This window comes from Clostridium sp. D53t1_180928_C8 (assembly GCF_015667795.1).
Lineage (GTDB): Bacteria > Bacillota > Clostridia > Clostridiales > Clostridiaceae > Clostridium.
In genome coordinates this window covers 27,561-53,783 of record NZ_JADPEL010000007.1, presented here as the reverse complement: position 1 = coordinate 53,783, position 26,223 = coordinate 27,561, and the positions used below count along the sequence as shown (strand labels likewise).

Sequence of the window (26,223 nt, the reverse complement as noted above, 5' to 3'; positions counted from 1 at the left end):
ATTCTTTATTCAGCAAAAGTAATTCCTATTTTTTTCGCAACTTGTACTAATTCTCCGTCAATATTGACATGCTTAGTTTTTTGCCCAATTACATTTTCTAAAGAATCACTACTTATTGTATCACCCTTTAAACAAACCATTTCCCCAAACTTACCCTCTATCATAAGCTCAACAGCTGCCACTCCATATCTTGTAGATAATATTCTATCATATGTTGATGTATTTCCGCCTCTTTGAACATGTCCTAATACTGTACATCTAACTTCATGATCTTTAATTAATTTTTCTAAATCTCCCGCAAGCTTATTTCCTATTCCACCTAACCTTATAGGGTCTGGGCTATCTGCTACAATTTTAGCTACTACAACTTCTCCATCTTTAGGCTTGGCCCCTTCCGAAACAACTATAATAGTAAAGTTTCTTCCTTGAGCTTCTCTTTCTTTTACCTTTTCAGCAATTTTATTAATATCATATGGAATCTCTGGCAATAGAATAATATCTGCTGAACCAGCTATACCGGCTTCTAATGCTATCCACCCTGCATTTCTTCCCATTACTTCGCATAACATTATTCTATGATGTGATTCTGCTGTTGTGTGAAGTCTATCTAAAGCCTCTGTAACAACATCAATTGCAGTATTAAATCCAAAAGTTACATCTGTTGATGCTAAATCATTATCAATTGTTTTAGGAACTCCAATTACATTAACACCTTTTCTTGCAAAATCTCTTGCAGATGTTAGAGTACCATCTCCCCCTATAACAACTAATACGTCAATTCCTTCTTTTTTTAAATTTTCTACAGCTACATCAGAAACATCTCTTTTAACCATTTCTCCATTTTCTTCAACAAGATAATCAAATAAGTTATCTTTATTTGAACTATAAAGAATAGTACCTCCTCTATGTAAGATTCCTGATACTGTATCTAATGTTAATGGAATAAAATCATTATTATATAATCCTCTATATCCAAATTTATATCCAATTACTTCAATACCATAATTTAATATTGCTGTTCTTGTTACTGCCCTTATTACTGCATTTAATCCTGGACAATCTCCACCACCTGTTAATAAAGCTATTTTTTTAATTCTTTGTTCCATTTGAAAATACCTCCCTACCCGATTACCTAATAAACTTCTCTGCATTTTTCCCCGTTAAATTTCTTATTATTACATTCTTATTCATAAAATTCAGAATATTTATTCTTCTATTATAATATCACAAATTCAAATATCTGGAAAGCATTTTTTTGTTAACTTTTTCTATAAATAAAATATAAAAGGTGAATTCCGTAGAATTCACCTTTTATATCTTATTTTTTATTTAATATAACTAATATGATAATTTTAAATCATTAATTTCAATAACTGTACTTTCATCATTTACATACTTATCATACACTTTTTTAATTTTTTCATAGTTTTTTGTAATCAAGTCTTTTGAAGCTTGATCTAAATCACTTGGCATGTCGTTATATGCAGATTCTATATTAGAATATCCTCTCCATATATCTTTATCTACCATAATATAATAACAAGCAGCATTATTAAGTGATAAAACATCTTTTTCATTTAATGAATAAGCTTTTCTTATATTTTCAATTGCCTTCTCATAATTTTTATCATTAAAATATACAGTTCCTAAAGTTCTATAATATTTATAATAATCTTTATTTAGTGATATTGCTTCATTTAAAGCATTAATAGCCTCATTAGTATTTTCCATATCCATGTCAATAAAAGCTAAATCATAATATAAAGCATCTTTAGCTTTATTTAATAATAAAGCAAAGTTTAAGCATGCCTTAGCTTTATTATAGTTTTTCATATCTTTTTCATATACTTTTGCTATACTTGTAATTAAATTATAATTAAATGGTTCATTATATATAGCTGTTCTAAAATACCCTTCAACTTTATCAGAATTACCATTTGCAATTAATATTTTAGGCATTAAAATACCAAAAGTATTTTCATATTCAGGATTAGCTATAATTGCAGCATTACAATATTCTAATGCTTTATCATACTGACCTTTATTATAATAATTCCATGCCTCCGCATAATTATAAACATATGAATCTTTATCTAAAGCTTCAATATTAATGTTGTTATTAATTTCATTAGTTATAGCTTCATCTAAATTCATATTTGAGCTATCTAACATATTAATCTCATTTATCCAAACTTTATATACTTCTTCTTCCGGTTCTTCTTTTGATAATTCTTCAAGCTTATTTAATAATTTATCTTTATCAAATTCGCTAGTTTCCATTATAACATCAAAAGACTTAATTTCATTTTTATCTAAATTATAAGATTTTTTTAAATTAGATAATCCATCATCATAATTTCCTAACATCATTTCCATTTTAGCTAAAACTGCTAAATCATAAGCATCTTCTTCATTAACTGGATATGACTTAACTATTCCTTCTGCTGACTTAGTGTCTTGTTTAGCTAAGTATATTCCAAACATAGTTTTTAATAATGGTTTATATGTACTATATGTACTTAAATAATATTCTCCTAAACTTTCTGCTTGATCTAACTCATTATTTATATAGAAAGTAAATACAACTTTATTAATTAATTCCTTATCTTGCTCTATGTATTTATCTCCATCTTCTAACATTACTTTATCTCTTTTTACCATTGCTTCTCTTAATAAGTTGTCTGATTTAGTTACATCACCCTGTACAGAGTAAACTTCAGCTGCTTTAACTATCCAAATTGGCCAACTATCATCATTTTGCATTGTCGTATACTCATTAATAGCCTCATCCAATTTTCCATCGTAATAATACTGTTCAGCCTTATTATCTGTTATTGATACTGTTTTCTCTCCCATAATAGTCTGTATTGATACTAATACTACAAATGCAAAAACTAATGAAAGAACTAATGTTACTATCGATCCTATATATCTATTTTCTTTATTTACCTTTTTATTTTCCTTTAAGGAGTCGTTTTTCTTTCTTTCCATAAAACCTCCATATTGGTTTAATATTTTTTATTATGTATTATAATATTATCAAAATCATCAGCATTTTTCAATTATTTATTAAAAAAACAAAAAAATTTGTAGAATATTATTTGTAATTTTCAATAAATCAGGAGTTAAATTCTACAAAATAGACTTTAACTCCTAATTAAATTATCTCATCATTTAATTATATGAATCATCTTTTTTGCAAAGTTTATTTTCAATAACTGCCACTATTTCATACATTACAAAAGCAATAAGTGATAAGATAACTATACTCATCATTACCATATCAAGTTGTGCTATTTGACCACCATATATAATTAAGAAGCCAAGTCCTTCTCTAGCAACTAAAAATTCTCCCATAATTACTCCAACCCAAGATAAACCTACATTAATTTTTAGAGCTGATATTATAACTGGAATACATGCAGGAAAAATTAAATATTTTAATATTTGCCATTTACTTGCTCTAAATGTCTTCATTAACAGTATCTTTCCCTTATCAACTTCTTTAAATCCAGTTAAAACACTTATTATAGTTGTAACTATAGAAATTAACAAAGCAATAGTTATAATAGCCGATGTTCCATTTCCAACCCAAAATATAATTATAGGAGCTAATGCCACTTTAGGAAGTGCATTTAAAACTACTAAATATGGATCTAATACCTTAGACGCTGTTTCTGATGACCACAATAAAATTGCAATTATAACACCAAGAACAGTTCCTAAAATAAAGCCTAATATAGTTTCATAGCATGTTACCCAAATATGCCTTAATAATGTTCCTTCATTTATAAATTTAACTAAAGAATTAAAAATTCTACTAGGACTTGATGTTAGAAATGGATCTATCCATTTAAGCTGAGCTGCAATCTCCCATAATGCAATGAATACAACTAAAATAGCTATCCTAAGAACAGTAATTTTAACTTTCTTTCTTTTAATATTCTTTAAATATAACTCATGCTCCTCATTCATTTGCATTCTCTAGTTCCCCCCATAATTTCTTAAAGTACTCATTGTATTCTTTTTCTTTTCTTTTATCAAATGGAGTTAAATAATCTCTTTCAAACGAAATTCTTACATCGTCTTTTATGGTTGCTGGCCTAGAGCTCAAAACTATTACTCTTTTAGACATTGTTATAGCTTCACCTAAATCATGAGTAACCATTATTGCAGTTTTTCCTTCCTTTTTTATTATCTCATATACATCATCTGTAACTGCTAGTCTACTTTGATAATCTAGAGCTGAAAATGGTTCATCTAGCAATAATATTTCTGGCTTTAATGCTAGTGTTCTTATAAGTGCTACTCTTTGTCTCATTCCTCCTGATAGTTCTGTTGGTTTATGATTTTCAAACTTTTCTAACCCATAATTTTTTAATAATTCAGATGCAAATTCTATGTTTTCCTTTGTATATATCTTCTTTATCTTTAAGCCTAACATTATATTCTCTCTCACTGTTAACCATGGAAATAAAAAATCCTTTTGAAACATATAACCCATTTTATCTAAGTTATTTTTAACTTCTGGATCATTATATTTAATCTCACCTGAAGAAGGCTGTAAAAGCCCACTAATTATATTTAATAAGGTAGATTTTCCACATCCAGATGGTCCAATAATGCTTATAAACTCTCCTCTATCAACAGTAAAATTTATATCCTTTAAAGCCTTTGTTGCTCCATCTTTCTTATGATAATTCATATTTACATTTTTTATCTCTAAGAGACTCACCTTTATCCCCCCTTGGCTTAGTTATTAGTTAGTAGTTAATGAAATAAATTAGGTAACAATTTTAACCTTAACTACTAACTTAAAACAACTAACTATTTTCCAATAGCCTCATTTGCAAAATCATTATTTACAATTGTATTAAAATCAGGCCTTTTTTCTATTAAGCTTGAATCGTAACCTTGTATTATATCCATAAGCTTATTTAAGCCATCTTCACTAACAACAGGATTTTCTGAATAAGCATCAATTCCCTTATAATTTTCAATAACTTGTGTTATTACTTTTTCATCAGTTCCAGGGAAATATGAAACTATTGATTTTGCAATTTCTTCACTTGTATGTTCCTTAACCCATTGTTGTCCCTTATATATAGCATTAGTAAACTTCTGTAATATTTCTGGATTTTCGTCCATATATGATTTTGTTGTATAAAAGCATGTATATGCTATATTACCAGCTGATTCTCCAACTGATGCTACTATACTTGCTCCACCATCATTTTCAAGCATTGTTGCTGTAGGCTCAAATAATGCTACATAGTCACCAGTACCTGATTTAAATGCTCCTGAAGTAGCCGTAAAATCAACATTAGTTACCATATTAACATCAGTAGCAGGATCTAACCCATTTTCTTTTAATACATATTCTAGAGCCATCTCTGGAATTCCACCTGGTCTTCCGCCTATTATTTCTTTACCTTTCAGTGATGCCCAATCAAAATTTTCTTCTGCTTCTCTCCCAACTAAAAATGAACCGTCTCTTTGAGTAAGTTGTCCAAATACTACTGGATAATCTTCTCTACCTTGATTATATATATAAACCGCTTGTTCTGGACCTGAAAAACCAATATCAACATTACCACTTAATAATTGTTGCATTGTCTTATCTGCTACTTATTCTAAATAACAACAAAGGAAATAATTTGAATATTCATGAGCAACTATATTAAATTACGAATTATGAAATATCTATTTGAAGATTATTTATACCTAATTAAAATCTGAAGAATAAGATTAAACTTAACATTATTTTACTGTTAATAATAGTTATTATTTGAAAGTAAAGGATTATATGTTATCATTTAAGAAGGATTATGTTTATAAAAATTTAACAAATACCTACTTATTCTTAATTAAATTAAATTATCTCACCATGCACTATGTAACTATTGTGTGACAAGCTTATATAATACAGAAAAGAAAATCTCTAACAAGTTCTATTTTTATACATATTATTATTAACAAAAATTATTTGTATTTTAGGAGGAATGTTATGAAAATCAAACAAAAACATATGGTAATTTCTTTAATAATAATAATAATAACTTTACTAATTATAATTACTCTAGTTAATGAAAATAAATCTAAATATGTATCTGTAAATGATATTGAGGAATTACCATTAACCTATGAATATGTAACTACAAATTTTTATTATGATCAACTAACACCTATCGAACAAAATGTTTATAATAAGATAATTAAAAAACTTAATAGTTATGAAGGTGGAGAAATTATTCTAGATGAAAATATATCAGTTAATAACTTATCTAGAATTGCTGATGCAATAAGATTTAATAATAACAATAACTATTTTTATTCATTATTTACATTACCATTTACATCTGATAACCACCTTGTTAATTGGGGAGCAAATCAAAATAATAATGAGCTTGAAGAAAATAAAATAAGTAAAATATTGTTAGAAATATATATAGGAAAAGATGATACTAGATTAAATAATTTTGATATTTCTGATGACTTGTTTGTTGCAAACTATGATGACAAAAAAAACATTTTTGAAAGTATTACTAATGAACTTATAAATAAATATGATTCAATTAAGACTGAAACTGATGCAATATTGGAAAATATAATTTTAAATATGCCTAGAGATCTAACACAGGTAGAAGCTGTTGATTACTTTAGCAATTGGATTATTAATAATATGAAATATACAGATTCTTTTACATATGGAACTAATTATGGCGATATAGTAAATGAAGAAGTTCAATTTAGTTCATCAATTTCTTCTATAACTAATAAATCTGCTGTTTGTTCAGGCCTTTCTATGATTCTATCTGAATTATGTCGTAAAGTTGGTATAGAATCTTATGTTTGCCTTGGAACAGTATCTAATGGTGGTACTCCTTTTAATCATGCTTGGGTAGCAATTGTTATTGGAGATACTGTGTATTATAAAGACCCAACCAAAGAAGTTGGTTTAAGTAAAGTATTTCCATTAAAAACAAAAGGGGATCTCTCAAAAGGTAGCTATATCCTTAGATTTAGTAATCATTTCGACTATTAAATATCCCCCCGATGTAATTGAATTAATAAAACCAAAAGACGTATATACTTAAATTATTATAAATCAAATAAATTTATTAGGAGAGTGAAACTAATGGTAAAAAAGGGTTTTTTAATTGAGTTAGATGATATTCCAAAAAACGATGAGGATATCTGTATGTCAATTGCAAAATATTGCGGAAGGAATAATTTATCTTTTGAGTTTATAAAAAGAACATCTCCAATTATATCTATAATAGATGGACATAAATATGAAATTACAAAAAAATTGCAGCGTGTTAAAATTATTAATTGCTGGGTTTTATCTTGTAAAGAAATAGCTTAAAATTAAATTTAATTTATCACTTTATAAAAAGTATTAACATTACTCAAATACCGCAGTATTCAAAATGAATATGCGTATTTTTTAATAAAAAATTAAAATCACTTAAGATAATCTGCACATATCTCAATATAAAGTAGTATTTTTTATACAAATAAAACAATAGACTAAATAATTCTCTTCTTCAATCTTTTTATTTATCTTGTTCACTTGTATTACTTACTTTTGATGATTCATCTGTATCATTTCCTGTAGCTTGCTTAATTGTTCCTTTTACAGTAGATTGTCCAAAATAAAATGACACTATCATTATTGCTACAGTTGTAAATTGCTCTTTTTCAATATCCCCTTTTAAGCTTAGTATACAAAATACGGTGATTATCATTAATGCTATAATCTTTTTTACCTCAAATAAGTTTATTAACTTATCCGTAAATTTACTCATATACTACCCCACCTTATCTAATTTAATTTTTATTTCTGCAACATCTTATTGGATGTTTTCAACTAAATTAAACTTTTCTTCTAACACTAAAATTATCTCCTTGATTTTTATTAATTTTTTGCCGTAGTTTTTCTTATCTAACTTTAATTTCTTTTCTTGTATAAAATAATAACCAGTCTAATAGCACCGCTCCTTGTTCGTTATTACTATAGTTTTAAAATTTCATTTCCCATAAATTTATTCTATACTTAAAAGTATTAAAATTTTCATAAAAAAATAACCTTATTACCATCCAACTTTTCCCATGAATATAATAAGTTTATTTCCATAACCTATTTATGTGAAATATATTTCTCTGAGAAGAGAATAAGTTACCTCCTGATACATGGTTCTAGTTAATAACTTATTCTCTTTATAGATTTATTTTTCTTTTATTTTTAAATCTAACCTTCCCATCATAGCTATTGCCTCCCCCATAAATAATATTAATCAATAATCACAAACTTCTCATTAACTTAACAAACAATATATTTAAATTGCAAAATTAAAAATACCGTACATATTCACTTTTTTGAATAATACGGTATTATTAATAATCAATATAATTTTTTAACATTTATAAAAAAAGACTTTAACATTCTTGATAATTAATATCATTTATTAATTTAGACATAGCCAAAGCTAAACACTTTTCATTGGTATTATCCTTAATAAATAAAAAGCTTTCTTTATCAGTCTTTACTTCTATTAATTCTTCATTTTTATTATATGTTACTAAGAATTCTTTCAAATCACTTAATAATATCTTCTCAACGTTTCTTGTTTCTTCAACATATCCAATACTTGTATGTCCTTTATATTCTAAATAAAGAATATCTTTAGTTAATATTAAACATACTTTATCTGCAACATCTCCACCCGCAGCAGTTAAAAGATTACCTACGAAATTAGCAACAACATCCTTTTTAGTTACTATTTTTTTTGCAGTGATTTTCATTAAGATATCTTCATCTTTTAAATTCAAGTTAAACATAAGCCCCACCCCTAAATAATAAGATATTTACAATAGCAAGCTCATTATAACATATTTTCCCAATAAAATATTATTAATTTTTCGATTAACTTTTAACTACCTTTCATAAACTTCTAATTCCTTTGTATAATTATTAAAAAATACATACTCTTTTGTTGTTGCTCTTTCTAATAAATAATTGTCTGAATTTAATTCTCTTCTTTGCAAAAATGTTTTTTGTTCTCTTGTTAATTTTTTTAGACTTTTCATATATTAATCTCCTCGTAGTATTTATATATATTTCCTATAATTCTATCTACTGCAGCTTCCGAGAATAATGGTACAGCTCTTTTCTCTTTATGATTTTGAATCCACCATTGGTACTCATCTAAAATAACTACTCCCGTTATCTCTTCATCTCCTAACTTTGCTGCTGTTCTTTTTACTATAAAACCTTCGTAAATATCTCTACCTGTAATATCTTTCTTTCCTGAATATAAAATAGGTTTCAAATGCCTATTATTAATCGTACCTTCCGTTATTTCATATCTATTAAATGACTGTATTTCTCCATCTCCTGTTATACTATACCTGGTTCCACTTATAAGCCTCTTTTTATTCTTGTCATAAATCTTAAATTTTATTTCTGTCATAATAACTCTCCCTTAATTTTATTCTACTTAAATCCCTAGAAGATAAATGCTTATTCTAGTTCTTTTATCCTTTTTCTTTTACTTAATATAATTGTTGCTATGTCATTTATTCCATAATATTTTATTGATTTATCTAACATTAATTAATATTTTGCTCGCAAGTTAACTTGCTCTCTATAAAATATTCTTATCTCTATATTTTTCATAAATAGCTTTTTGCTCTTTGTTTATCTCTTTTTCGAGCCTATTTCTTAATTCAATAGTTATTGGATTATTTATTCCATTACAATCAATTGAATCTTCTAAAGCTTTTCTTAATAATTCTATTGCCACTTTCCTAATATCCTCTCTTTGTATAAGTTTTGTTATTTTTATTAATCTTCAAGGCTTTTCAGCCTGTCCATTTTTTTAATATATGTTATACAATGCTTTTTCACCTATCTTTTCTCTTAGAAATTATTTTTTCTAATTCTTCTCCCTCATACCCTAACTTTTTCAAATACTCATCATTATTAATAATTACAGTTGCCCAACACTCTCCAAACTGATTTTCTAACGCATTCATTAATCCCTTGAAATATCTTTCACTAATTTCTCTTATTTTTTCTGGATCTTCAACTGGATTTATACAAACAGCTCTAAATTTACTTCCCGGTATTGTAAATACTTCTGTCCCTAACCCCATTTGTTTCACCTCTCTATTTTCTCTATAGTATTCTATTCATTTAATGTATTAATTGTTAAAATGTATTTATTAATTTTTACTCACTTCAATTTATTCAACTTTTAGAAAAATCATCTAGTTACACTATTTAAATATTTGAATTAAACTTAGTTGGTGACTGTGGTTATTATTATAATAAGGTAATTTTCATAAACAAAAACTCTAGTAAACTCCTAAATATTTAATGCTTTCCGAAGAAATTGGTGATTACTTAAAAGTATAGGTAATATTACGGCTCTTAAAGAAATATCTAATACTAAACAATAAATTATATCTCGAAGGTGAATAAAATGAATGTTGCTATTTATGCTAGAAAATCAAAAGCCACTAAAAAAGGTGAATCCATTTCTAATCAAATAGAACTTTGTAAAAAATACTTTAATAATACAACAAATGAAGAAGTAGATTTCTTAATTTATGAAGATGAAGGATGGTCTGGTGGAAATATTAATAGACCTCAATTCACTAAAATGATTAATGATGCAAAATTAAAAAGATTTACCGTTCTTATATGCTATAGGTTAGATAGAATAGCTCGTAATGTAGCTGACTTCTCTTCTACTTATAAAATATTAGAGGAAAATAATATTGCTTTTATAAGCATTACAGAGCAATTTGATACAAATAGTATTATGGGACGTGGAATGATTAATATTGCAGCTACATTTGCTCAAATTGAAAGAGAAACTATAGCTGAAAGAGTAAAAGATAATATGCTTGAACTTTCTCGTACTGGACGTTGGCTAGGTGGAACCCCACCTTTAGGCTTTAAATCAGTTCAAATCATAGAAAATAATAAAAAAATGTACAAGTTAGAGGTTATTGAAGAAGAAATGGAAATAGTAAGACTTATATATAGGCTATATCCTCAATATAAGAGTACTGTTCCTATAGCAAGACATTTAATCTCTAATTATATAAAAGGCAAAAACGGAGGCGATTTTAGTCGAAATACAGTCCTTCAAATTTTAAAGAACCCTGTATATTGCTGTTCAGATTCTAAAGCCATAAAGTACTTTGAAAATAATCGTTCCTTTCTAAACACAAAACTCTCACCCAATAATGGCCTGATGGTATATAACAAAAGAAAAGGTGGTAAAAGGGAAAATCCTATTGATGAATGGATAATTGCTACTGGTAAACATCCAGGAATTATTTCAGGATCCGAATGGGTGAAGTGTCAAAATATCTTAAAAGAAATTAAAAGTAAATCTTCCCCAAGAAAATCAACTGGCAACAAATTTTTATTATCTGGAATATTAAAATGTGCTAAATGCGGTTCTAGTATGTGCTCTTGGAGTAGAACTAATCATGAAATATACTACAGAAGTTATAGATGTGAATTAAAAAATAGAGCATCTAATAGATGTAATTCTAAAATGATTAATGCCGATGATATTGAAGAATTCATTATTAATTTATGCAAAAACATTGATATAGAAAAAATTATAGACTTCCCAAAACCCGAAACAAATAATTCTAAATTAAAAAATGAGTTAAAAACATTAAATAAAAATCTTAATGAAAATGATAAATTACTACAAGGCCTCATAAAAAAATTAGCCTTAATAAATGATATTGATATATTATCTATTATTCAAGTTGAAATAAAAAAAATTAAATCAGAAAATGATAATATATCTAAAAAAATTAATGAAATAACTTTATCTATGTTTGATTTAGAAGATGATTATAATAATAAACAAACCCTTTTAGAAAACTATAGACGCTTCAAAAGTTCAATTGATTTAATTGATGATATTGAAACAAAAAGAAATTTAATAACAAACTTTATTGAATATTTTACTTATGATAGTGATACTAATGAAGTTGGTTATAAAATAAGGCTATAGTTATTTCTATAGCCTTTTATATATTATTGATATATGTTGTTATTTAAAATATGTTGTATCTGCACCTTGACCTGTAGATAAATCAATTTTTAGACCTTCTTCTTCAAAAAAACCTTCACTAATGGCTACGTACATTGGTGCATAAAAAACGGATCTAACCACTTCATTTAATCGTACAGTTTGCAATTCCTCACTATTAATATTTTCTTTAGTAGTCTTCTCATCATTGCTGGTTGTCTTTTGACAGCCTGCAAAAGTAGCACCAACAATAGCTACTACCCCTACAATAACAGCCAATTTTTTTAGGAATTTACTCATACTTACTCCTTTTTAACTAAATTAATTTATATTACTATGATTCATATTATGATTTATAGTTATATTTTGTTAATTAATGTAGTTTCAATTATTCCGGATTATATGGGAGTTTACTATTTATTTTTTTAGTGTTAAAGTATTTCTGTATTAAAAAAAAGGAGGTTCTATAATGAAATTCTTTAGAGAATCTATTTTACTTCTTTCTATATATTTTGCAGGGGAAATAATTTCAAGACTTCTTAATTTACCTGTACCTGGAAATATAATAGGAATGATTTTATTATTTGTTTTATTAACATCCAATATTATAAAAGTTGAAAAAGTTGAAAATTTAGCTAACTTCTTTTTAGATCACTTAGCATTTTTCTTTATTCCAGCTTCAGTAGGACTTATGACATCCTTTGTTTCTCTTAAAGGTAGTATTTTCAAAATAATACTTTTATGCATATTAACAACTATAATTGTTATAGCCGTTACTGGCGTTACAGTTCAATTTATATGTAATAAAACATCTATTAAAGAAAAAGATAAAAATAAACTAAATAAAAAGGAGGCTTAATTAAATGGATTTATTTACTAACAATATGTTTTTTGGAATTTTTATTTCTTTAATAGCTTTTGAAATAGGTCTATTTATTTATAGAAAAACAAAATTTCCACTTTTTAATCCACTTTTAATAGCTACTATAATTGTCATTGCATTTTTAAAAATCTTTAATATCGACTTCGATACTTATAACAAAGGTGGACAATTTATCAATGTATTCTTAGGCCCGGCTACAATTGTACTAGCTGTACCATTGTATAAGAACTTACATTTACTTAAAAAGAACTTTCTTCCTATTTTTACAGGTATCTTTATAGGAAGTTTAGTTAGTGTCTTATCAGTTATTTCTATATCTACTTTCTTAGGATTAGATAATAGTTTAACTGTTTCATTATTATCAAAAAGTGTTACTACTCCTATAGGTATTGAAATTACTAATAGTCTAGGTGGGATTTCATCAATAACAGTTCTTGCTATTATTGTTTCTGGAATAATAGGAGCTGTAGTTGGACCTACAGTATTTAAAATTTTAAAAATTAAGCATCCAATTGCTAAGGGAATTTCACTTGGAACAGCTTCCCATGCTGTTGGAACAAGTAAAGCCTTAGAAATAGGTGAAACTGAAGGTGCAATGAGCTCCTTATCTATTGGAGTTGCTGGAATAATAACTGTATTTCTAGCACCTATTTGTTACTCACTAATATCTATTTTCATATAAAAATAAACACCGCTGGAAAAGTAGTATTAATACTTTTTCCAACGGTATTTTTATTTAAGCTTTCATTTCTTATATCCTCATAAATTAAATTCCTTCAGTTAACCTAGTGCTACATCTAAAATCATCATTACTACGAATCCTATAGCAAATCCAATAGTACTTATATTAGAATGTTCACCCTTAGATGCTTCTGGAATTAATTCTTCAACAACAACATAAATCATAGCCCCTGCTGCAAATGATAAAAAATATGGCATCATAGGTGTAAGTGCCTTAGAAAATATAATTGTCAAAAGTGCGCCTATAGGTTCAACAATTCCAGATGCAAATCCATAAAGAAATGATTTTCCTTTACTTACTCCTTCACTCTTCAAAGGAAGTGATATAATAGCACCTTCAGGAAAGTTTTGAATTGCAATTCCAATCGATAGTGCAAAAGCTCCCGCTATTGTTATAGCTTCACCTGTATTCATTGCACCAGCAAAAACAATTCCTACAGCCATCCCTTCTGGTATGTTATGTAGTACAACAGCTAAAACTAACATTGTTGTTTTCCTAAGCCTTTCACTTTTCATCCCTTCCGGTTTATCATTATCTAAATGAATATGGGGTATTAGCTTGTCTAGTATAAGCATAAATATTATCCCTACTAAAACACCTATTGCAGCTGGAAGAAATGCTAGTTTATTCATATTAGAGCTCATATCTATTGCTGGTATAATTAAAGACCATACAGAAGCTGCAATCATTACACCTGATGCAAACCCTAGCAGACACTTGCTAACTAATTGATTTAACTCCTTTTTTATAAAAAAAACACATGCTGCACCAAGTGTTGTTCCTAACAATGGTATTAATATACCAATTAAAGTATTCATATTATCACCTCTTTCTTAATTGATAATTATTCTCACTAACTATATTATACTACCATTTTTTTATTTTTGCTACTATATTTATTTTTTTATTTAATAATTACTATTTTTGTACTTCTAATAAATATTAAAAATTTAAATTAATCTTATTTATACACTATCCATTTTTTATTATAAAAAAATAGATAGCTACCACCTCTTCAAGGCTTCACTATCTATTACACTTATGAATTATTAATTTATAAATTCAAACTTCCAACTATAATAGCCTGTTTTTTCATCCTTTTCATATCTTAAATAAGCTGAGAATAAAGTTCCTTTTTTACTTTTTAAATTTCTAAAACCTACTTTTCCATTCTTAAGTAAAAGTTCAACCATTTCCTTAGTTACCTTTTTTCCCATAGACTCTATAAACTTATCATTTTTCCAAATAGTAAACTTACATCCATTTTTCCAGTTAGTACATCCAAAGCCCTTTTCGCCTTCAATTATAGCATTACCACAAACAGGACATTTTCCTACCTCTTCTGCACCTTCTGGCTTCTCAACTTTAAACTTATGCAACATAGATGTATCATTCTTTATTTTTTCAACAGAATTTGTAGTAAAATCAAAAATTAATTTTAAGAAATCTTCTTTTTTAAATTTACCCTTTTCTATATCTGATAATGTTTTTTCTAATCTCCCTGTATATTCTAAGTCTAAAAGCTCTTTTGCCGGGAAAATTTCTACTATAGTTCTTCCAAGTTCTGTAGTAGTAAGACTTTTTCCTTTCGTTCTTATGTACCCTATATCCTTAAGCTTTTTAATTGTTTCAGCCCTTGTGGCAGGAGTACCTATACTAAATCCGCTTAAGATAGCCTGCATCATTTCCTCTGAATTACTTTCATCATCTACACTATCATCTTTTTCTTCTTTTTCTTCCTTAAAGCCTTTACCACAAGTCTCCATTACTCTTAAAAGTGTTTTTTCTGTATGAAGCTTAGGTGGTTTCTTAGTTACTTTATTAACTTTGCTATCTACAATATCTAAGCTTTCACCTTTTTCAACTAAAGGAAGTATAGTATCTTTTGTTTCTATTTTTTCAACTACTCTCCAACCCTTAACTATTTCAACTTTACCTTTTGAAATAAATTCACCCTTTAATGCTTCATCATTAACCTTTAAAGTAATCTTGGTTTCTTCAAACTCTGCAACTGGCATAAACTGCATTATAAATCTATTTTTTATTGCTGTATAAACGTATTGTTCTTCAGTGCTTAACCCTTTTGGAATAATATATGTCGGAGTAATAGCACTATGGCTTTCTACCTTAGAATTATCAAATACTCTTTTTGATTGAACAAACTTAATTTCGCTTTCATAAGGAAGACCCTTTTTATGAGTTTCTAAAACTTTTTTAGCCTTATCAACTAGACTCTCTTCTAATACACTACTAGCTGTTCTTGGATAAGTAATAAGTTTCTTTTCATATAATCCTTGAGCAACTTTAAGAACCTTATCTGAAGTCCAACCTTTATATTTACTAGTAATATAACCTTGTAAGTTAGAAAGATTAAAAAGACTTTGAGGATACTCCCTCTTCTTTTCTATTTCCTTTTCAACAACTACAGCTTGCTTTTCTTTTAATACCTTGCATAAATTATCTAGATAATCCTTCTTTTCAAATTTTTCAGAAGAATTTTCATAATAAAGACTTTCAAATTCTACATTATCTTTAGATTTTAAACTAACTAATAATTTATAATAAGAAGATTCTTTAAAATTTTCAATTTCCTTGTCTCTATCATAAATAATTTTCAACGTTGGAAGTAAAACTCTTCCAATGTTAATAGTCTTTTTTTCACTTGCTCCATAACGAAGAGTAGCAACTGAAGTTAAATTAATTCCTATTGTCCAATCTGCTAATTGTCTTCCAATACCTGCATCTTGAAGTGGCTTCATTTCACTATTTAACTTTAAATTAGCCATTCCCTTTTTAACTTCATCTTCCGTCCACTCATTAAGTAGAAGTCTATATATAGGCTTTTTAATATCGTAATGAATAAATAATTCATCTGATATTACTTGCCCTTCTCTATCATAGTCAGTGGCAGAAATTACTCCATCAACATCTTCCCTATCAATTAATCCTTTTATTGTATTAATCTGCTTTTCAGCACCTTTATCTACAACTTCCCTATTGCTACTATCACATTTTATCTTATACCTAAAGTCCTCAGGAATAAATGGAAACTTTTCCATCCTCCATCCTTTCATATTTTCATCATAGTCTTTAGCATCGTATAGTTGAAGTAAATGCCCAAAAGCCCAAGTAACTAAATAATCTTCGCCTTCATAATAACCATCTCTTCTTGTCTTTATTTTAAATGCATCTGCTATATTCTTAGCTACTGATGGTTTTTCTGCTATAATTACTTTTTTCAAAATATTTTTCTCCTTAAATCAGTATCTATATTCCATTTCCAAGTCTATATTTTATAATATTTATTTTTATAATTCAAATTTATTTAATTACATCTCATTAAATATCCAAACATATGCTGATAAATAACTAGCAAATATTAGCCAAATAATATATGGAATCATTAATACTCCAGCAATTTTATCTGTTTTAAAGAACTTTATAGTCGTAATTATAACCAATACTAATAAAATTAATATCAATATAAATGAAATACCATATAATCTTAAATTAAAGAAAATAATTGCCCATAAAAAGTTAATTAGTAATTGAATTAAATAATAAAAGTATCCATCATGATCACTTTCTCCTTCTTTATTATTCATATATATTCTATAAGCAGCAAGTCCCATTAAAATATATAATACTGTCCATACTATTGGAAAGACTATATCTGGTGGTGTTAATATACTCTTTTTTAACTGACTATAAATACTCATAGAATTTTTAGTTAATAAAGCAACTAATATTCCTCCACCAACTGACATTGCAATATTTTTTAATAACCCAAGAAATTCAAACTTATTATTTACACAAAACAATTCTTTAATAACATTTTGTCTCCTCTTTTTAGGCTTCTTATTTAATTCACCTTTCTTTTTCCTCTTCATCTCCATCACCTCTTATTATTACTACTAAAATATATGTTTCATAATAAGAAATAATGTTTACCTCCCCTGTTTTATTCAATTATAAATTGTTAAACAGTAGTTTTATTATTAATCCATTCTAATAAATCCTTTATAACCTGATCTTTATTATTTTCATTTAACATCTCATGTCTTCCATTACTATATAACTTGTAATTCAAATCATATATTCCTATAGATTTATAAGTATCATACAAATTAACTATACCTTTTCCAAAATTACCCACCGGATCTTTATCTCCTGCAAAAATATATATTGGTAAATTCTTAGGTATATTATTCAAATTTTCTTTTTTATTAATTTTCCACAAACCTCTAATTAAATCATAATAAAATGATGTACTGCAAATAAATCCACACATAGGACTTTCTATATATTTATCTACTTCTTCATCTACTGAACATAACCAATCATAACCTGTTCTAGTAGGTTTAAAATTAGAATTAAAATCTCCAAAAGATAACTTATCCATTAATTTACTCTTAGCTTCTCTTCCTTTAAACATAATTTCTATTTTTGAAATTAAAGCTCCCAATTTAGTAATACTATCAGGCTTACCATTAGTTCCTGATAAAATAACTCCATTAATTTCATTACCATAAAGTTCTATATACCTTTGAGAAACAAATGATCCCATACTGTGACCAAATAATATTATAGGTAAATTTGAATTTTCCTTTTTTGCAATATCTGTTAGTTCTTTTACATTTTCAACTAAAATATCAAATCCTTCATTATCTGCAATATAACCTCTTTCTTCATCTTTAGGTGAAGTTTCTCCATGTCCCCTTTGATCATGTGCATAAACAATATATCCATTTTCACAAAGCTTCTTTGCAAAATAATCATATCTTAATGCATATTCGGTCATACCATGAACAATTTGCACTATTCCTTTAGGATTTTGTACTTCACTCCATTTATAATACTTAATCTCTTTTCCATATCTATCTACAAAGCTAAAATTCTCCAAAACTATTTTCCCCTTTTCAGTTTTTATTTATATTATTCTCCTTAGTTATTATAGTGTCAATTAGAAATAAATATTTTTAATTATTTTTTTACAATTTCCCTTATTAAAATTAAAATATTATAATTTAGCTTAAAGATAGATTTGTTAAAGCGTAACTTTGTGTTATACTATTTTAGTATTGATATGGCATTTAAGATAGATATATGTGAATTTAAGATGAATATTGGAAATCATTATAATTTTCTTATATTTATTTGAAATGTTTATATTTTAATATTAGTGTTAATAATGTAAATAAATTATTGTAGGTGGTGAAGGAAATTAGTATTAAGTCAATTCTAAGTATATTAGCAACAAAATTCACATTATTTCTTACTAAAACCATTTTAAAAGGTGGAACTACGTTTCCAGGAAGGGTGGCTTTAAAACTAGATAGTAATATATTAGCCACAGTTTCTAAGGGATATAAAGTAGTTTTAGTTACAGGAACTAATGGTAAAACTACTACTACAAGCATGATTTATAACATCATTAAAGAAAAAGGATATTCTGTTATAACTAACAATACTGGTGCAAATCTTTTCCCAGGTATAGTTACTACATTTGTAGAAAACTATAAATTTTTCAACAAAGATGAAAATAAATATGCAATTATTGAAGTAGATGAAGCGAATTTAAAATATATTACAAAATATATTACTCCTGAAATAATAACAGTAACTAACCTTTTTAGAGATCAACTTGATAGGTACGGGGAAGTATATACTACTCTTACTAAAATTTTAGAAGGTATAACTCTTGTTCCTGAAAGTAAACTTATACTTAACGGAGATGAATCTCTTCTAGGAAAGTTAGATGTAAAAAATGAACTTGTATTTTATGGTTTTAAAACACCAATTAATGAAAATAAAACTATAGATGTAAATGCAGACTCAAAATTCTGTAAGTTCTGTAAAACTCCATATAGCTATAACTTTGTTACATATAATCATTTAGGTGATTACTACTGTACAGGCTGTGGGTATACTCATCCAGCAATAAAATATGGTGTTGATGAAGTATTAGATTTAACTTCTGAAAGTTCTACTGTAAAATTTGGAGATACAGAAATCTTCTTAGGTCAATCAGGTGTCTATAATATTTATAACGCTCTTTGTGCTTATGCCATTACAAAAGAACTTAATGTTGATGATAGTACAATTAAAAAGTCTTTAGAAAGTCAAAGCTCTAGTTTCGGAAGGCAAGAAATAATAAATATTGACGATAAAGAAGTTAAAATTATACTTGTTAAAAATCCTGCTGGATATAATCAAGCATTAGATACTTTATGTCTTAACAAAGACCCATTCTCTTGCGCATTCTTGCTTAATGACAATTATGCAGATGGTAGAGATGTATCTTGGATTTGGGATGTTAATTTTGAAAATTTAAAAGATATTAATCTAGATGAGGTATATGTATCAGGACTTAGAGCATTTGATATGGCAGTAAGACTAAAAACTGCTGGTATTTCGCCTTCAAAACTTATTATCGAGGAAGATTATGAAAATCTAACATCTAAAATTAAAGATGGTAAAAACAATAAATTATATATTCTTGCAACTTATACTGCAATGATAAACTATAGAAAGTATTTACATTCTAAAGGATATATTAAAAACCTTTGGTAATATAGGAGGATTTTATGGAATTAAATATTTGTCACCTTTATCCAGACCTTTTAAATGTTTATGGTGATGTAGGTAATATATTAATTTTAAAACACAGAGCTGAAGAACGTGGAATTAAAGTTAATATTATAAATGTGTCTTTAAATGATGAATTTAATGCCGATGAACATGATATTGTATTCTTTGGAGGTGGTCAAGACTATGAGCAATCAATAGTTTCTGATGACTTAATGAATAATAAAAAGGAAGAATTATCTAGATATATTAATAATGGCAAAGTTCTACTAGCTATTTGTGGTGGTTATCAATTACTTGGTAAACATTATACAGCTCCAAACGGTGAAAAAATTGAAGGCTTAGGTATATTAGATATATACACAGAAGCTGGTGATACTAGATTTATTGGAGATACTGTAATATATAACGAAGATTTCAATGAAACTTATGTTGGTTTTGAAAATCACTCTGGCAGAACTTATCTTAATGGACTTAAACCATTAGGAAAGTGTATTCACGGATATGGAAATAATGGTTCTGATGGATATGAAGGTTGTGTATATAAAAATACTTACTGCACTTATTTCCATGGCTCACTTTTAGCAAAAAATCCTGAGCTTGCTGATAGATTTATTAAAATGGCACTAGAAATTAAATATTCAGAAGTTGCCTTAGAAAAATTGGATGATAGCTTGGAATTAAAAGCTAAAGAAGTTATGATTACTAGATTAAATAACAAATAAATTTAACCAATAGAAGAAATGGTTTCTTCTAAATATAAAAAAATTATTTACTTAGATAAAAAGGACGGGGAGTTTTATGACAAAAAAGTTTTTTAGAGCATTAACTTTAGTTATTTGCTTAACTTTAGTAGTGCCATTCTTAAACACTACTAAAGCATTTGCTGCTACAGAGCCTCAAATAATTGGAGCCTCTGCTATAACAATGGATTTAGAGACTGGTGAAATAATATATTCTAAAAATGCAGATGTTCAACGTTCGCCTGCTAGTACAACAAAGCTATTAACATCTTTACTTTTTGCTGAATCTAAAAGCAAAGATGATTCAATTCCTTATACAGAAGATGCAGCTGCTGTTAAAGAAACTGCATTACAAAACTTCTTTGGAAACAATATACCAGTAGGTACTACAATGACTGCTGATGATGTAATGAAAGCAGTTCTTGTTTATTCTGCAAATGATACTGCTGTAATGATGGCTGATTCTGTTGCCGGTTCTGTTGAAAAATTTACTTCACTTATGAATGAGAAAGCAAAAGAAATTGGTGCTGTTAACTCTAACTTTGTTAGTCCAAATGGATTAGAAACTGATCCTAATAATCACAATGTTACTACTGCTTATGATTTAGCTCTTATTGGTAAAGCAGCTTATGAAAATGACTGGGTAAGAGAAACTTGTGAATTACCTAAGACATCTGTTACTTTAGATGGTAAAAAGGTATATATAGATTCAAGAGACCTAACTATTGGTGTAGATGGAAATATGGGTGGTAAAACAGGCCGTGAAACTAAGGCTGGACATTGTTTTGTAGGTTTTTACAACAAAAATGGTAGAAACTTAATAACTGTAGTACTTGGTTCTGAATATGGCTCTGATGGAATGAACGTATTTAAGGATACTCAAGCTATTGCAGATTATAGTTATGCTGCTGAAAAAACAGCTTATAAATCAACTGGTGATGAAGTTGCAACTGTAGATTTAAACTATAAATTATTCAGATTTTTTGGTCCTACAAAAACTATAACTGTTCCAGTTATAGTAGATGAAAATATTGAATATTACAAAAATGACTTTAATGATTCACATGCCAAAATTGAAGTTCCAGCTAATGAATTAAATGCTTGGAAGGTTGCTTCAAATAATAATGTTAATTTAGTTTTCAATGCAGGAAACTATACTCAAACAGTTAAAGGCTCTATTAATTTAACTGTAGGCCAAATATTAAAAGCTAATTTTGGAGTTTACATCCTTGGTTTATTAATAACAGTTTTAATAATTGTATTAATATTAGTTGTAATTAAATTAATGATTAACTCAAGAAGACGTAGAAAAAATAGAAGAGGTAGATTCTCTAGATATTAAAAAAAATGCTATGCAAACTTAATATTTGCATAGCATTTTTTTATGTTAAAATATTATTTAAAAACTGCAGTAACCCATTCATTAGTTTGATGTCTGCTTATAAGCTTAAATCCGTAGTTTTCTACATCTTTCTTTACTTCATCAAAACTCCATTCAACAAGACCTGAAACTAATATATTTCCATTATTATTTAAGTGTTCCTTTATGTATTTCATAAACATCTTAGTTTCTTCTCCACCTATATTAATAAAAATCCAATCGAAATTTTTCTTAACTAAAGCTTCATCATCTAATATATTTCCAACTATAACTTCTATATTGCTTAAATTATTTAATGAAGCATTTAACATAACCTCATCTTCAACATCTCTTATATCAACTGCTACTACTTCTGAAGCTCCTGACATGGCAGATGCAATGGAAAGTATTCCTGATCCAGTTCCAATATCTAAAACTGATTTTCCCTTTATATCTAACTTATTTAAAATTAATCTTAATATATCTTGAGTCGTTTCATGTAATCCAGTACCAAAAGCTCCTTGTGAAATAAAGTTAATCTTTGTTTTTCCTTCAAACTCTTCTTCTGGACTTGCTATAACATATTTGTCATCTAAATGTATTGCTGGAAAATCATATGTATTATACTCATGATTATTTTCTTCTACATTTATGTAATCCATTTTTAAAACTTCTTTTAAAGTATTTTTAAACTCTTCTAATTCTTCTTTTTCACCTTCAAAAGCAACTTTTAAAATTATCTCTTCATCTTGTTTTTCTAAATATCCATACCCATAATTATCAGTAGTTATTTCTAATGGATTTTCATAAAAAACATTATATATATCATTTATAGCTAAAATTTCAATTGTAGAATCTAATTTTTCATATGGTAATTTATAAGATATTATAAACATAAAACCAACCTTTCTTTATTTAGCACTTTTATTTTATCTTTTGCTTGTATTTTTAAAGCTTTTTTTAAAATCAAATCTTTATCTATATAAAAAGTAATCAACAGCTTTTGTCATATTTATACTTGGTAAGTTAACAATAAATTCCGTAGTTTCTTTTATATATTCATAAGACAGTGTCTCATCTCTTATAGATATTGATGACATAGATATTTCAGTATAAACTATTCCATGCCACATATAAATACAATAATATTAAAATATATTATTAGTTTTGGTAACTCTAAAATTATATCAGATAAATATCATATATAGAAGTATTTTTATCAACTTACTATTTTGTATTTCCTTCTTTTATATCTTTATTATAAATTTTCTATATTTTATATCAACCTTCACTTTACTCACGTATTTCTTCATTCAGATTATTATTAATTATAACAAAATTAAAAATTTATATTATAATTTTTATATTCTTGAAAAATATATCTTATTGAAAACTCATACTATAGTAATATTTTTATCTCTATATAATGATATTTTATCATTTTAAATAGATTTTATTATGTATTATTTAATACAATTTCATATGTTTTTGAATCTAAACTTACATTTGAATACATATCAATTCCATTACAATCTTCAAATTTTAATATAAGATTATGTCCCTGCCACTCTAAAAATTTAACTGAATAAACATTACTTGGGATATTTACTTTAACTAGATCGTTAGTAGAGTCTTTAATGATTAAAATTTCACCATAACTGACTAATATATATTCTTCTAATGGCGATAAAGTTAATTGTTCATATTCTGGCCTCACATTATTATCTATTAACTCTCCAGTTGTTTTATCTAATACAAACAAACAGTCTGTGGTGAGTATTAGAATAGAATTAAATCTTTTAGACATTTCTACGCCCAATATTTTCCCTCTAAAATCCCCGCACCATTCACTATAATCTTGGTTTGTGAATCTCACCCATCCCCAGTATTCCGATTTCCAATGTATACATGGAATATCATATATAACTTCTTTATATTCACCAGAATAAGGCTGACCAATAATTTCCGCACCTATAATCAAAATTTCACCTCATTAAAATAGATTAAATCCAATAATAACCTCAATATGTTAATTTTAGATTTAAATTATATTTAAAATTTAATCAGCTATAACTCTAGTTAAATACTAATTTTATAGCAATGTGAATTTTAGTTCGAATTTCGCTGTGATTTTAAAGTTTCCAGCCTAAAACCAAACATGTTATCATTAAAATAATATAGTATTTTTAATAAATTTAATTTTATCTTCGTAATATCTTAAATTAAGCATTATAACATTCTAAATAATTGATCCTTTTTCCCGTTTTTATAGCATATTGTATTTCACTTTTTGTACTTTCACCTATATATCCATTTTTATTAATTACATATATTTCATCAGACATATCAATTTTTCTTTTATGTATATCGTCAAGCATTACTTTAATTTCAGGAGTAATTACATTTCCAAACTCACCATCAGCATGTCCAAACAATCCTACTGAAATAACAATATTGCCTTCTAGAGTTAATTGTTTTTGTACTTTTAAGAACTCATCTTTAAATCTAGTACTCCCACACAAAGTTATTACCTTATATTTTCCTACCATAATATCCTCCAATTTCTTTCATCATAGTTTAATATAATTACAAATTAATTATAGCATATTTTGTAAATATCATACTATTCAATTTCCAAAGCACAAACTTCCCTAATCAGTTAGCAATATATTTAAATTGTAAACTAAAAATACCGCACAATTTAAATAATACGGTATTTTTTATGATTTACTCACTAACTTACTTTAGTAAAGTATAACGCTACTTCTCCATCTGTTATTAATATTATAATATCATTATTGGTTATTGTACCAGCATTACACTTTCTATTGCAATTTATATTTTTATAAAGCACATCAGCATTATTATCTAGTACAATAATTGCTGAATCACTATTACTATTAAGAAATCGGTATTGCAAATTATAAGTCCCTTTATCACTTTTATCAAGCTTGTAAATTCCTTCTCTATAAACACTATCAATAGGAGTAATAGGGGTATTTGCATATACACTACTTGTAGCAAAAATTTGAATTACTATTATTAATATTGCTATATAGATTAACTTCTTTCTCATAATATTCACCTCATAATTATTATTTACTATATTTAAAATTTACATACCGCACTATTCAATTTTCAAAAATCACTTAGTTCACACTACTTCCAAATTCCTAATAATTTATTGAATTAATAATAGAAAATACCGCATATTCATTTTGAATAATACGGTATTTTTGTGATTTACTTTCTAATTTACTTTAGTAAAATATAATGCTACTTCTCCTTCTGTTATTAATATTATAGTGTCTTTATTTGTTATTGTACCAGCATTACACTTTCTATTACAGTTTATATTTTTATAAAGTATACCGGCATTATTATCCAGTACAATAATTGCTGAATCACTATCACTATTAAGAAATCGGTATTGCAAATTATATGTTCCTTTATCACTTTTATCAAGTTTGTAAATTCCTTCTTTATAAACAGTATCAATAGGAGAAATAGGAGTATTTGCATATACATTATTTGTAGCAAAAATTAAAACTGTTATTGTTAATATTGCTATATAGGTTAACTTTTTTCTCATAATATTCACCTCATAATTATTATTTACTACATTTAAAATTTACATACCGTGTTATTCAATTTTTAAAAATCAATTATTTCTCATTTAATTCTTACCTCACTTTTTTAGATAAGAATTAATATGTATCTAAAAAAGCTACTTCAGTCATCTCCTCTTCACCTAACAGTGCCCTTTTGTCTCTACTATAAAACCTTTCTTTAATATCCTTCTTTCCAAAATATAAAATAGAATTCAAGTGTCTATT

General features: G+C 26.9%; 29 protein-coding genes and 1 pseudogene. 8 read left to right on the top strand and 22 right to left on the bottom strand.

Annotated elements, in window-relative coordinates; translation table 11 throughout:
• Positions 1–5 precede the first annotated feature (5 nt).
• From I4V51_RS06940 to I4V51_RS06920, 5 genes are all read right to left on the bottom strand, one after another.
• Positions 6–1,106, bottom strand: coding sequence for a 6-phosphofructokinase (locus I4V51_RS06940; RefSeq protein ID WP_195987598.1), 1,101 nt, complete (start codon positions 1,104–1,106; stop codon positions 6–8).
• A 232-nt stretch (positions 1,107–1,338) separates the two neighbouring features.
• A complete protein-coding gene (locus I4V51_RS06935) occupies positions 1,339–2,991 on the bottom strand; it encodes a tetratricopeptide repeat protein (protein ID WP_195987597.1) in 1,653 nt (550 codons plus the stop codon).
• A gap of 183 nt (positions 2,992–3,174) precedes the next feature.
• Positions 3,175–3,975 carry an ABC transporter permease gene (locus tag I4V51_RS06930; RefSeq protein WP_195987671.1) on the bottom strand — a complete coding sequence of 267 codons (801 nt, stop codon included), beginning with the start codon at positions 3,973–3,975 and terminating at the stop codon, positions 3,175–3,177.
• Positions 3,968–4,735, bottom strand: coding sequence for an ABC transporter ATP-binding protein (locus I4V51_RS06925; protein ID WP_195987596.1), 768 nt, complete (start codon positions 4,733–4,735; stop codon positions 3,968–3,970). Before I4V51_RS06925 ends, I4V51_RS06930 begins: the two co-directional genes overlap by 8 nt.
• 92 nt (positions 4,736–4,827) lie before the next feature.
• Entirely contained in the window at positions 4,828–5,613 is a 786-nt protein-coding gene (locus I4V51_RS06920) for an ABC transporter substrate-binding protein (protein WP_195987595.1), read from the bottom strand.
• 394 nt (positions 5,614–6,007) lie between these two features.
• Between I4V51_RS06920 and I4V51_RS06915 the strand changes: the two genes are divergently transcribed.
• Both I4V51_RS06915 and I4V51_RS06910 read left to right on the top strand, forming a co-directional pair.
• Complete coding sequence (locus I4V51_RS06915; RefSeq protein WP_195987594.1) at positions 6,008–7,045, top strand: transglutaminase domain-containing protein; 1,038 nt, start codon at positions 6,008–6,010, stop codon at positions 7,043–7,045.
• Between the two features lie 93 nt (positions 7,046–7,138).
• Entirely contained in the window at positions 7,139–7,369 is a 231-nt protein-coding gene (locus tag I4V51_RS06910; RefSeq protein WP_195987593.1) for a DUF4318 domain-containing protein, read from the top strand.
• 190 nt (positions 7,370–7,559) lie between these two features.
• On the opposite strand, the gene I4V51_RS06905 is transcribed toward I4V51_RS06910, so the two are convergent.
• The 6 genes from I4V51_RS06905 to I4V51_RS06880 form a co-directional block, all read right to left on the bottom strand.
• On the bottom strand, positions 7,560–7,811 hold the full coding sequence (locus I4V51_RS06905) for a hypothetical protein (RefSeq protein WP_243281431.1): 252 nt from the start codon (positions 7,809–7,811) through the stop codon (positions 7,560–7,562).
• A gap of 631 nt (positions 7,812–8,442) precedes the next feature.
• A complete protein-coding gene (locus I4V51_RS06900; protein WP_195987592.1) occupies positions 8,443–8,844 on the bottom strand; it encodes a hypothetical protein in 402 nt (133 codons plus the stop codon).
• A gap of 96 nt (positions 8,845–8,940) precedes the next feature.
• On the bottom strand, positions 8,941–9,093 hold the full coding sequence (locus I4V51_RS06895) for a hypothetical protein (RefSeq protein ID WP_195987591.1): 153 nt from the start codon (positions 9,091–9,093) through the stop codon (positions 8,941–8,943).
• Complete coding sequence (locus tag I4V51_RS06890; RefSeq protein ID WP_195987590.1) at positions 9,090–9,476, bottom strand: YopX family protein; 387 nt, start codon at positions 9,474–9,476, stop codon at positions 9,090–9,092. The genes I4V51_RS06895 and I4V51_RS06890 overlap by 4 nt, the downstream gene beginning before the upstream one ends.
• Before the next feature lie 174 nt (positions 9,477–9,650).
• The gene (locus I4V51_RS06885) at positions 9,651–9,809 is read right to left on the bottom strand and encodes a hypothetical protein (RefSeq protein WP_195987589.1); all 159 of its coding nucleotides are present in this window, start codon (positions 9,807–9,809) and stop codon (positions 9,651–9,653) included.
• A 100-nt stretch (positions 9,810–9,909) separates the two neighbouring features.
• Positions 9,910–10,161 carry a hypothetical protein gene (locus tag I4V51_RS06880; RefSeq protein ID WP_195987588.1) on the bottom strand — a complete coding sequence of 84 codons (252 nt, stop codon included), beginning with the start codon at positions 10,159–10,161 and terminating at the stop codon, positions 9,910–9,912.
• Between the two features lie 329 nt (positions 10,162–10,490).
• Between I4V51_RS06880 and I4V51_RS06875 the strand changes: the two genes are divergently transcribed.
• Positions 10,491–12,053 (top strand): recombinase family protein, encoded by a 1,563-nt coding sequence (locus I4V51_RS06875; protein ID WP_195987587.1) that lies wholly within the window; start codon positions 10,491–10,493, stop codon positions 12,051–12,053.
• Between the two features lie 51 nt (positions 12,054–12,104).
• Here the strand turns inward: I4V51_RS06875 and I4V51_RS06870 are convergent.
• Positions 12,105–12,371: pseudogene (locus tag I4V51_RS06870) on the bottom strand (ABC transporter substrate-binding protein); the annotation flags it as partial.
• 169 nt (positions 12,372–12,540) lie between these two features.
• Here I4V51_RS06870 and I4V51_RS06865 point away from each other — a divergent pair.
• Both I4V51_RS06865 and I4V51_RS06860 read left to right on the top strand, forming a co-directional pair.
• Positions 12,541–12,930 (top strand): CidA/LrgA family protein, encoded by a 390-nt coding sequence (locus I4V51_RS06865; protein WP_195987585.1) that lies wholly within the window; start codon positions 12,541–12,543, stop codon positions 12,928–12,930.
• A 4-nt stretch (positions 12,931–12,934) separates the two neighbouring features.
• Positions 12,935–13,636 carry an LrgB family protein gene (locus I4V51_RS06860; RefSeq protein ID WP_195987584.1) on the top strand — a complete coding sequence of 234 codons (702 nt, stop codon included), beginning with the start codon at positions 12,935–12,937 and terminating at the stop codon, positions 13,634–13,636.
• A gap of 98 nt (positions 13,637–13,734) precedes the next feature.
• On the opposite strand, the gene I4V51_RS06855 is transcribed toward I4V51_RS06860, so the two are convergent.
• From I4V51_RS06855 to I4V51_RS06840, 4 genes are all read right to left on the bottom strand, one after another.
• A complete protein-coding gene (locus tag I4V51_RS06855; protein WP_195987583.1) occupies positions 13,735–14,514 on the bottom strand; it encodes a ZIP family metal transporter in 780 nt (259 codons plus the stop codon).
• Positions 14,515–14,745: 231 nt separating this feature from the next.
• Positions 14,746–16,938, bottom strand: coding sequence for a type IA DNA topoisomerase (locus I4V51_RS06850; protein ID WP_195987582.1), 2,193 nt, complete (start codon positions 16,936–16,938; stop codon positions 14,746–14,748).
• Between the two features lie 87 nt (positions 16,939–17,025).
• On the bottom strand, positions 17,026–17,586 hold the full coding sequence (locus tag I4V51_RS06845; protein ID WP_195987581.1) for a TspO/MBR family protein: 561 nt from the start codon (positions 17,584–17,586) through the stop codon (positions 17,026–17,028).
• A gap of 89 nt (positions 17,587–17,675) precedes the next feature.
• Entirely contained in the window at positions 17,676–18,599 is a 924-nt protein-coding gene (locus I4V51_RS06840) for an alpha/beta hydrolase (RefSeq protein ID WP_195987580.1), read from the bottom strand.
• A 311-nt stretch (positions 18,600–18,910) separates the two neighbouring features.
• On the opposite strand from I4V51_RS06840, the gene I4V51_RS06835 reads away from it, so the two are divergent.
• The 3 genes from I4V51_RS06835 (at position 18,911) to I4V51_RS06825 (ending at position 22,369) form a co-directional block, all read left to right on the top strand.
• Positions 18,911–20,269: a Mur ligase family protein gene (locus I4V51_RS06835; protein ID WP_195987579.1), complete on the top strand. Its 1,359-nt coding sequence runs from the start codon at positions 18,911–18,913 to the stop codon at positions 20,267–20,269.
• Positions 20,270–20,283: 14 nt separating this feature from the next.
• Positions 20,284–21,009: a type 1 glutamine amidotransferase gene (locus I4V51_RS06830; RefSeq protein ID WP_195987578.1), complete on the top strand. Its 726-nt coding sequence runs from the start codon at positions 20,284–20,286 to the stop codon at positions 21,007–21,009.
• 76 nt (positions 21,010–21,085) lie between these two features.
• Entirely contained in the window at positions 21,086–22,369 is a 1,284-nt protein-coding gene (locus tag I4V51_RS06825) for a D-alanyl-D-alanine carboxypeptidase (protein WP_195987577.1), read from the top strand.
• Positions 22,370–22,422: 53 nt separating this feature from the next.
• Here the strand turns inward: I4V51_RS06825 and I4V51_RS06820 are convergent, their stop codons facing one another.
• From I4V51_RS06820 to I4V51_RS06795, 6 genes are all read right to left on the bottom strand, one after another.
• A complete protein-coding gene (locus tag I4V51_RS06820; RefSeq protein ID WP_195987576.1) occupies positions 22,423–23,283 on the bottom strand; it encodes a 50S ribosomal protein L11 methyltransferase in 861 nt (286 codons plus the stop codon).
• A gap of 78 nt (positions 23,284–23,361) precedes the next feature.
• On the bottom strand, positions 23,362–23,520 hold the full coding sequence (locus I4V51_RS21120) for a hypothetical protein (protein WP_243281429.1): 159 nt from the start codon (positions 23,518–23,520) through the stop codon (positions 23,362–23,364).
• A 323-nt stretch (positions 23,521–23,843) separates the two neighbouring features.
• Positions 23,844–24,368, bottom strand: coding sequence for a hypothetical protein (locus tag I4V51_RS06810; RefSeq protein ID WP_195987575.1), 525 nt, complete (start codon positions 24,366–24,368; stop codon positions 23,844–23,846).
• A 241-nt stretch (positions 24,369–24,609) separates the two neighbouring features.
• Positions 24,610–24,936, bottom strand: coding sequence for a hypothetical protein (locus I4V51_RS06805; RefSeq protein WP_195987574.1), 327 nt, complete (start codon positions 24,934–24,936; stop codon positions 24,610–24,612).
• Between the two features lie 185 nt (positions 24,937–25,121).
• Positions 25,122–25,463, bottom strand: a complete 342-nt coding sequence (locus I4V51_RS06800; RefSeq protein WP_195987573.1) for a hypothetical protein — start codon at positions 25,461–25,463, stop codon at positions 25,122–25,124.
• A gap of 174 nt (positions 25,464–25,637) precedes the next feature.
• A complete protein-coding gene (locus I4V51_RS06795; RefSeq protein WP_195987572.1) occupies positions 25,638–25,979 on the bottom strand; it encodes a hypothetical protein in 342 nt (113 codons plus the stop codon).
• Positions 25,980–26,223 lie beyond the last annotated feature (244 nt).

Coding starts and splice junctions, on each gene's coding strand:
- I4V51_RS06940 (WP_195987598.1), bottom strand. CDS start 1,106: ATGGAACAAAGAATTAAAAAAATAGCTTTATTAACAGGTGGTGGAGAT.
- I4V51_RS06935 (WP_195987597.1), bottom strand. CDS start 2,991: ATGGAAAGAAAGAAAAACGACTCCTTAAAGGAAAATAAAAAGGTAAAT.
- I4V51_RS06930 (WP_195987671.1), bottom strand. CDS start 3,975: ATGAATGAGGAGCATGAGTTATATTTAAAGAATATTAAAAGAAAGAAA.
- I4V51_RS06920 (WP_195987595.1), bottom strand. CDS start 5,613: ATGCAACAATTATTAAGTGGTAATGTTGATATTGGTTTTTCAGGTCCA.
- I4V51_RS06915 (WP_195987594.1), top strand. CDS start 6,008: ATGAAAATCAAACAAAAACATATGGTAATTTCTTTAATAATAATAATA.
- I4V51_RS06910 (WP_195987593.1), top strand. CDS start 7,139: ATGGTAAAAAAGGGTTTTTTAATTGAGTTAGATGATATTCCAAAAAAC.
- I4V51_RS06905 (WP_243281431.1), bottom strand. CDS start 7,811: ATGAGTAAATTTACGGATAAGTTAATAAACTTATTTGAGGTAAAAAAG.
- I4V51_RS06900 (WP_195987592.1), bottom strand. CDS start 8,844: ATGTTTAACTTGAATTTAAAAGATGAAGATATCTTAATGAAAATCACT.
- I4V51_RS06895 (WP_195987591.1), bottom strand. CDS start 9,093: ATGAAAAGTCTAAAAAAATTAACAAGAGAACAAAAAACATTTTTGCAA.
- I4V51_RS06890 (WP_195987590.1), bottom strand. CDS start 9,476: ATGACAGAAATAAAATTTAAGATTTATGACAAGAATAAAAAGAGGCTT.
- I4V51_RS06880 (WP_195987588.1), bottom strand. CDS start 10,161: ATGGGGTTAGGGACAGAAGTATTTACAATACCGGGAAGTAAATTTAGA.
- I4V51_RS06875 (WP_195987587.1), top strand. CDS start 10,491: ATGAATGTTGCTATTTATGCTAGAAAATCAAAAGCCACTAAAAAAGGT.
- I4V51_RS06865 (WP_195987585.1), top strand. CDS start 12,541: ATGAAATTCTTTAGAGAATCTATTTTACTTCTTTCTATATATTTTGCA.
- I4V51_RS06860 (WP_195987584.1), top strand. CDS start 12,935: ATGGATTTATTTACTAACAATATGTTTTTTGGAATTTTTATTTCTTTA.
- I4V51_RS06855 (WP_195987583.1), bottom strand. CDS start 14,514: ATGAATACTTTAATTGGTATATTAATACCATTGTTAGGAACAACACTT.
- I4V51_RS06845 (WP_195987581.1), bottom strand. CDS start 17,586: ATGAAGAGGAAAAAGAAAGGTGAATTAAATAAGAAGCCTAAAAAGAGG.
- I4V51_RS06830 (WP_195987578.1), top strand. CDS start 20,284: ATGGAATTAAATATTTGTCACCTTTATCCAGACCTTTTAAATGTTTAT.
- I4V51_RS06825 (WP_195987577.1), top strand. CDS start 21,086: ATGACAAAAAAGTTTTTTAGAGCATTAACTTTAGTTATTTGCTTAACT.
- I4V51_RS06820 (WP_195987576.1), bottom strand. CDS start 23,283: ATGTTTATAATATCTTATAAATTACCATATGAAAAATTAGATTCTACA.
- I4V51_RS21120 (WP_243281429.1), bottom strand. CDS start 23,520: ATGTGGCATGGAATAGTTTATACTGAAATATCTATGTCATCAATATCT.
- I4V51_RS06805 (WP_195987574.1), bottom strand. CDS start 24,936: ATGGTAGGAAAATATAAGGTAATAACTTTGTGTGGGAGTACTAGATTT.
- I4V51_RS06800 (WP_195987573.1), bottom strand. CDS start 25,463: ATGAGAAAGAAGTTAATCTATATAGCAATATTAATAATAGTAATTCAA.
- I4V51_RS06795 (WP_195987572.1), bottom strand. CDS start 25,979: ATGAGAAAAAAGTTAACCTATATAGCAATATTAACAATAACAGTTTTA.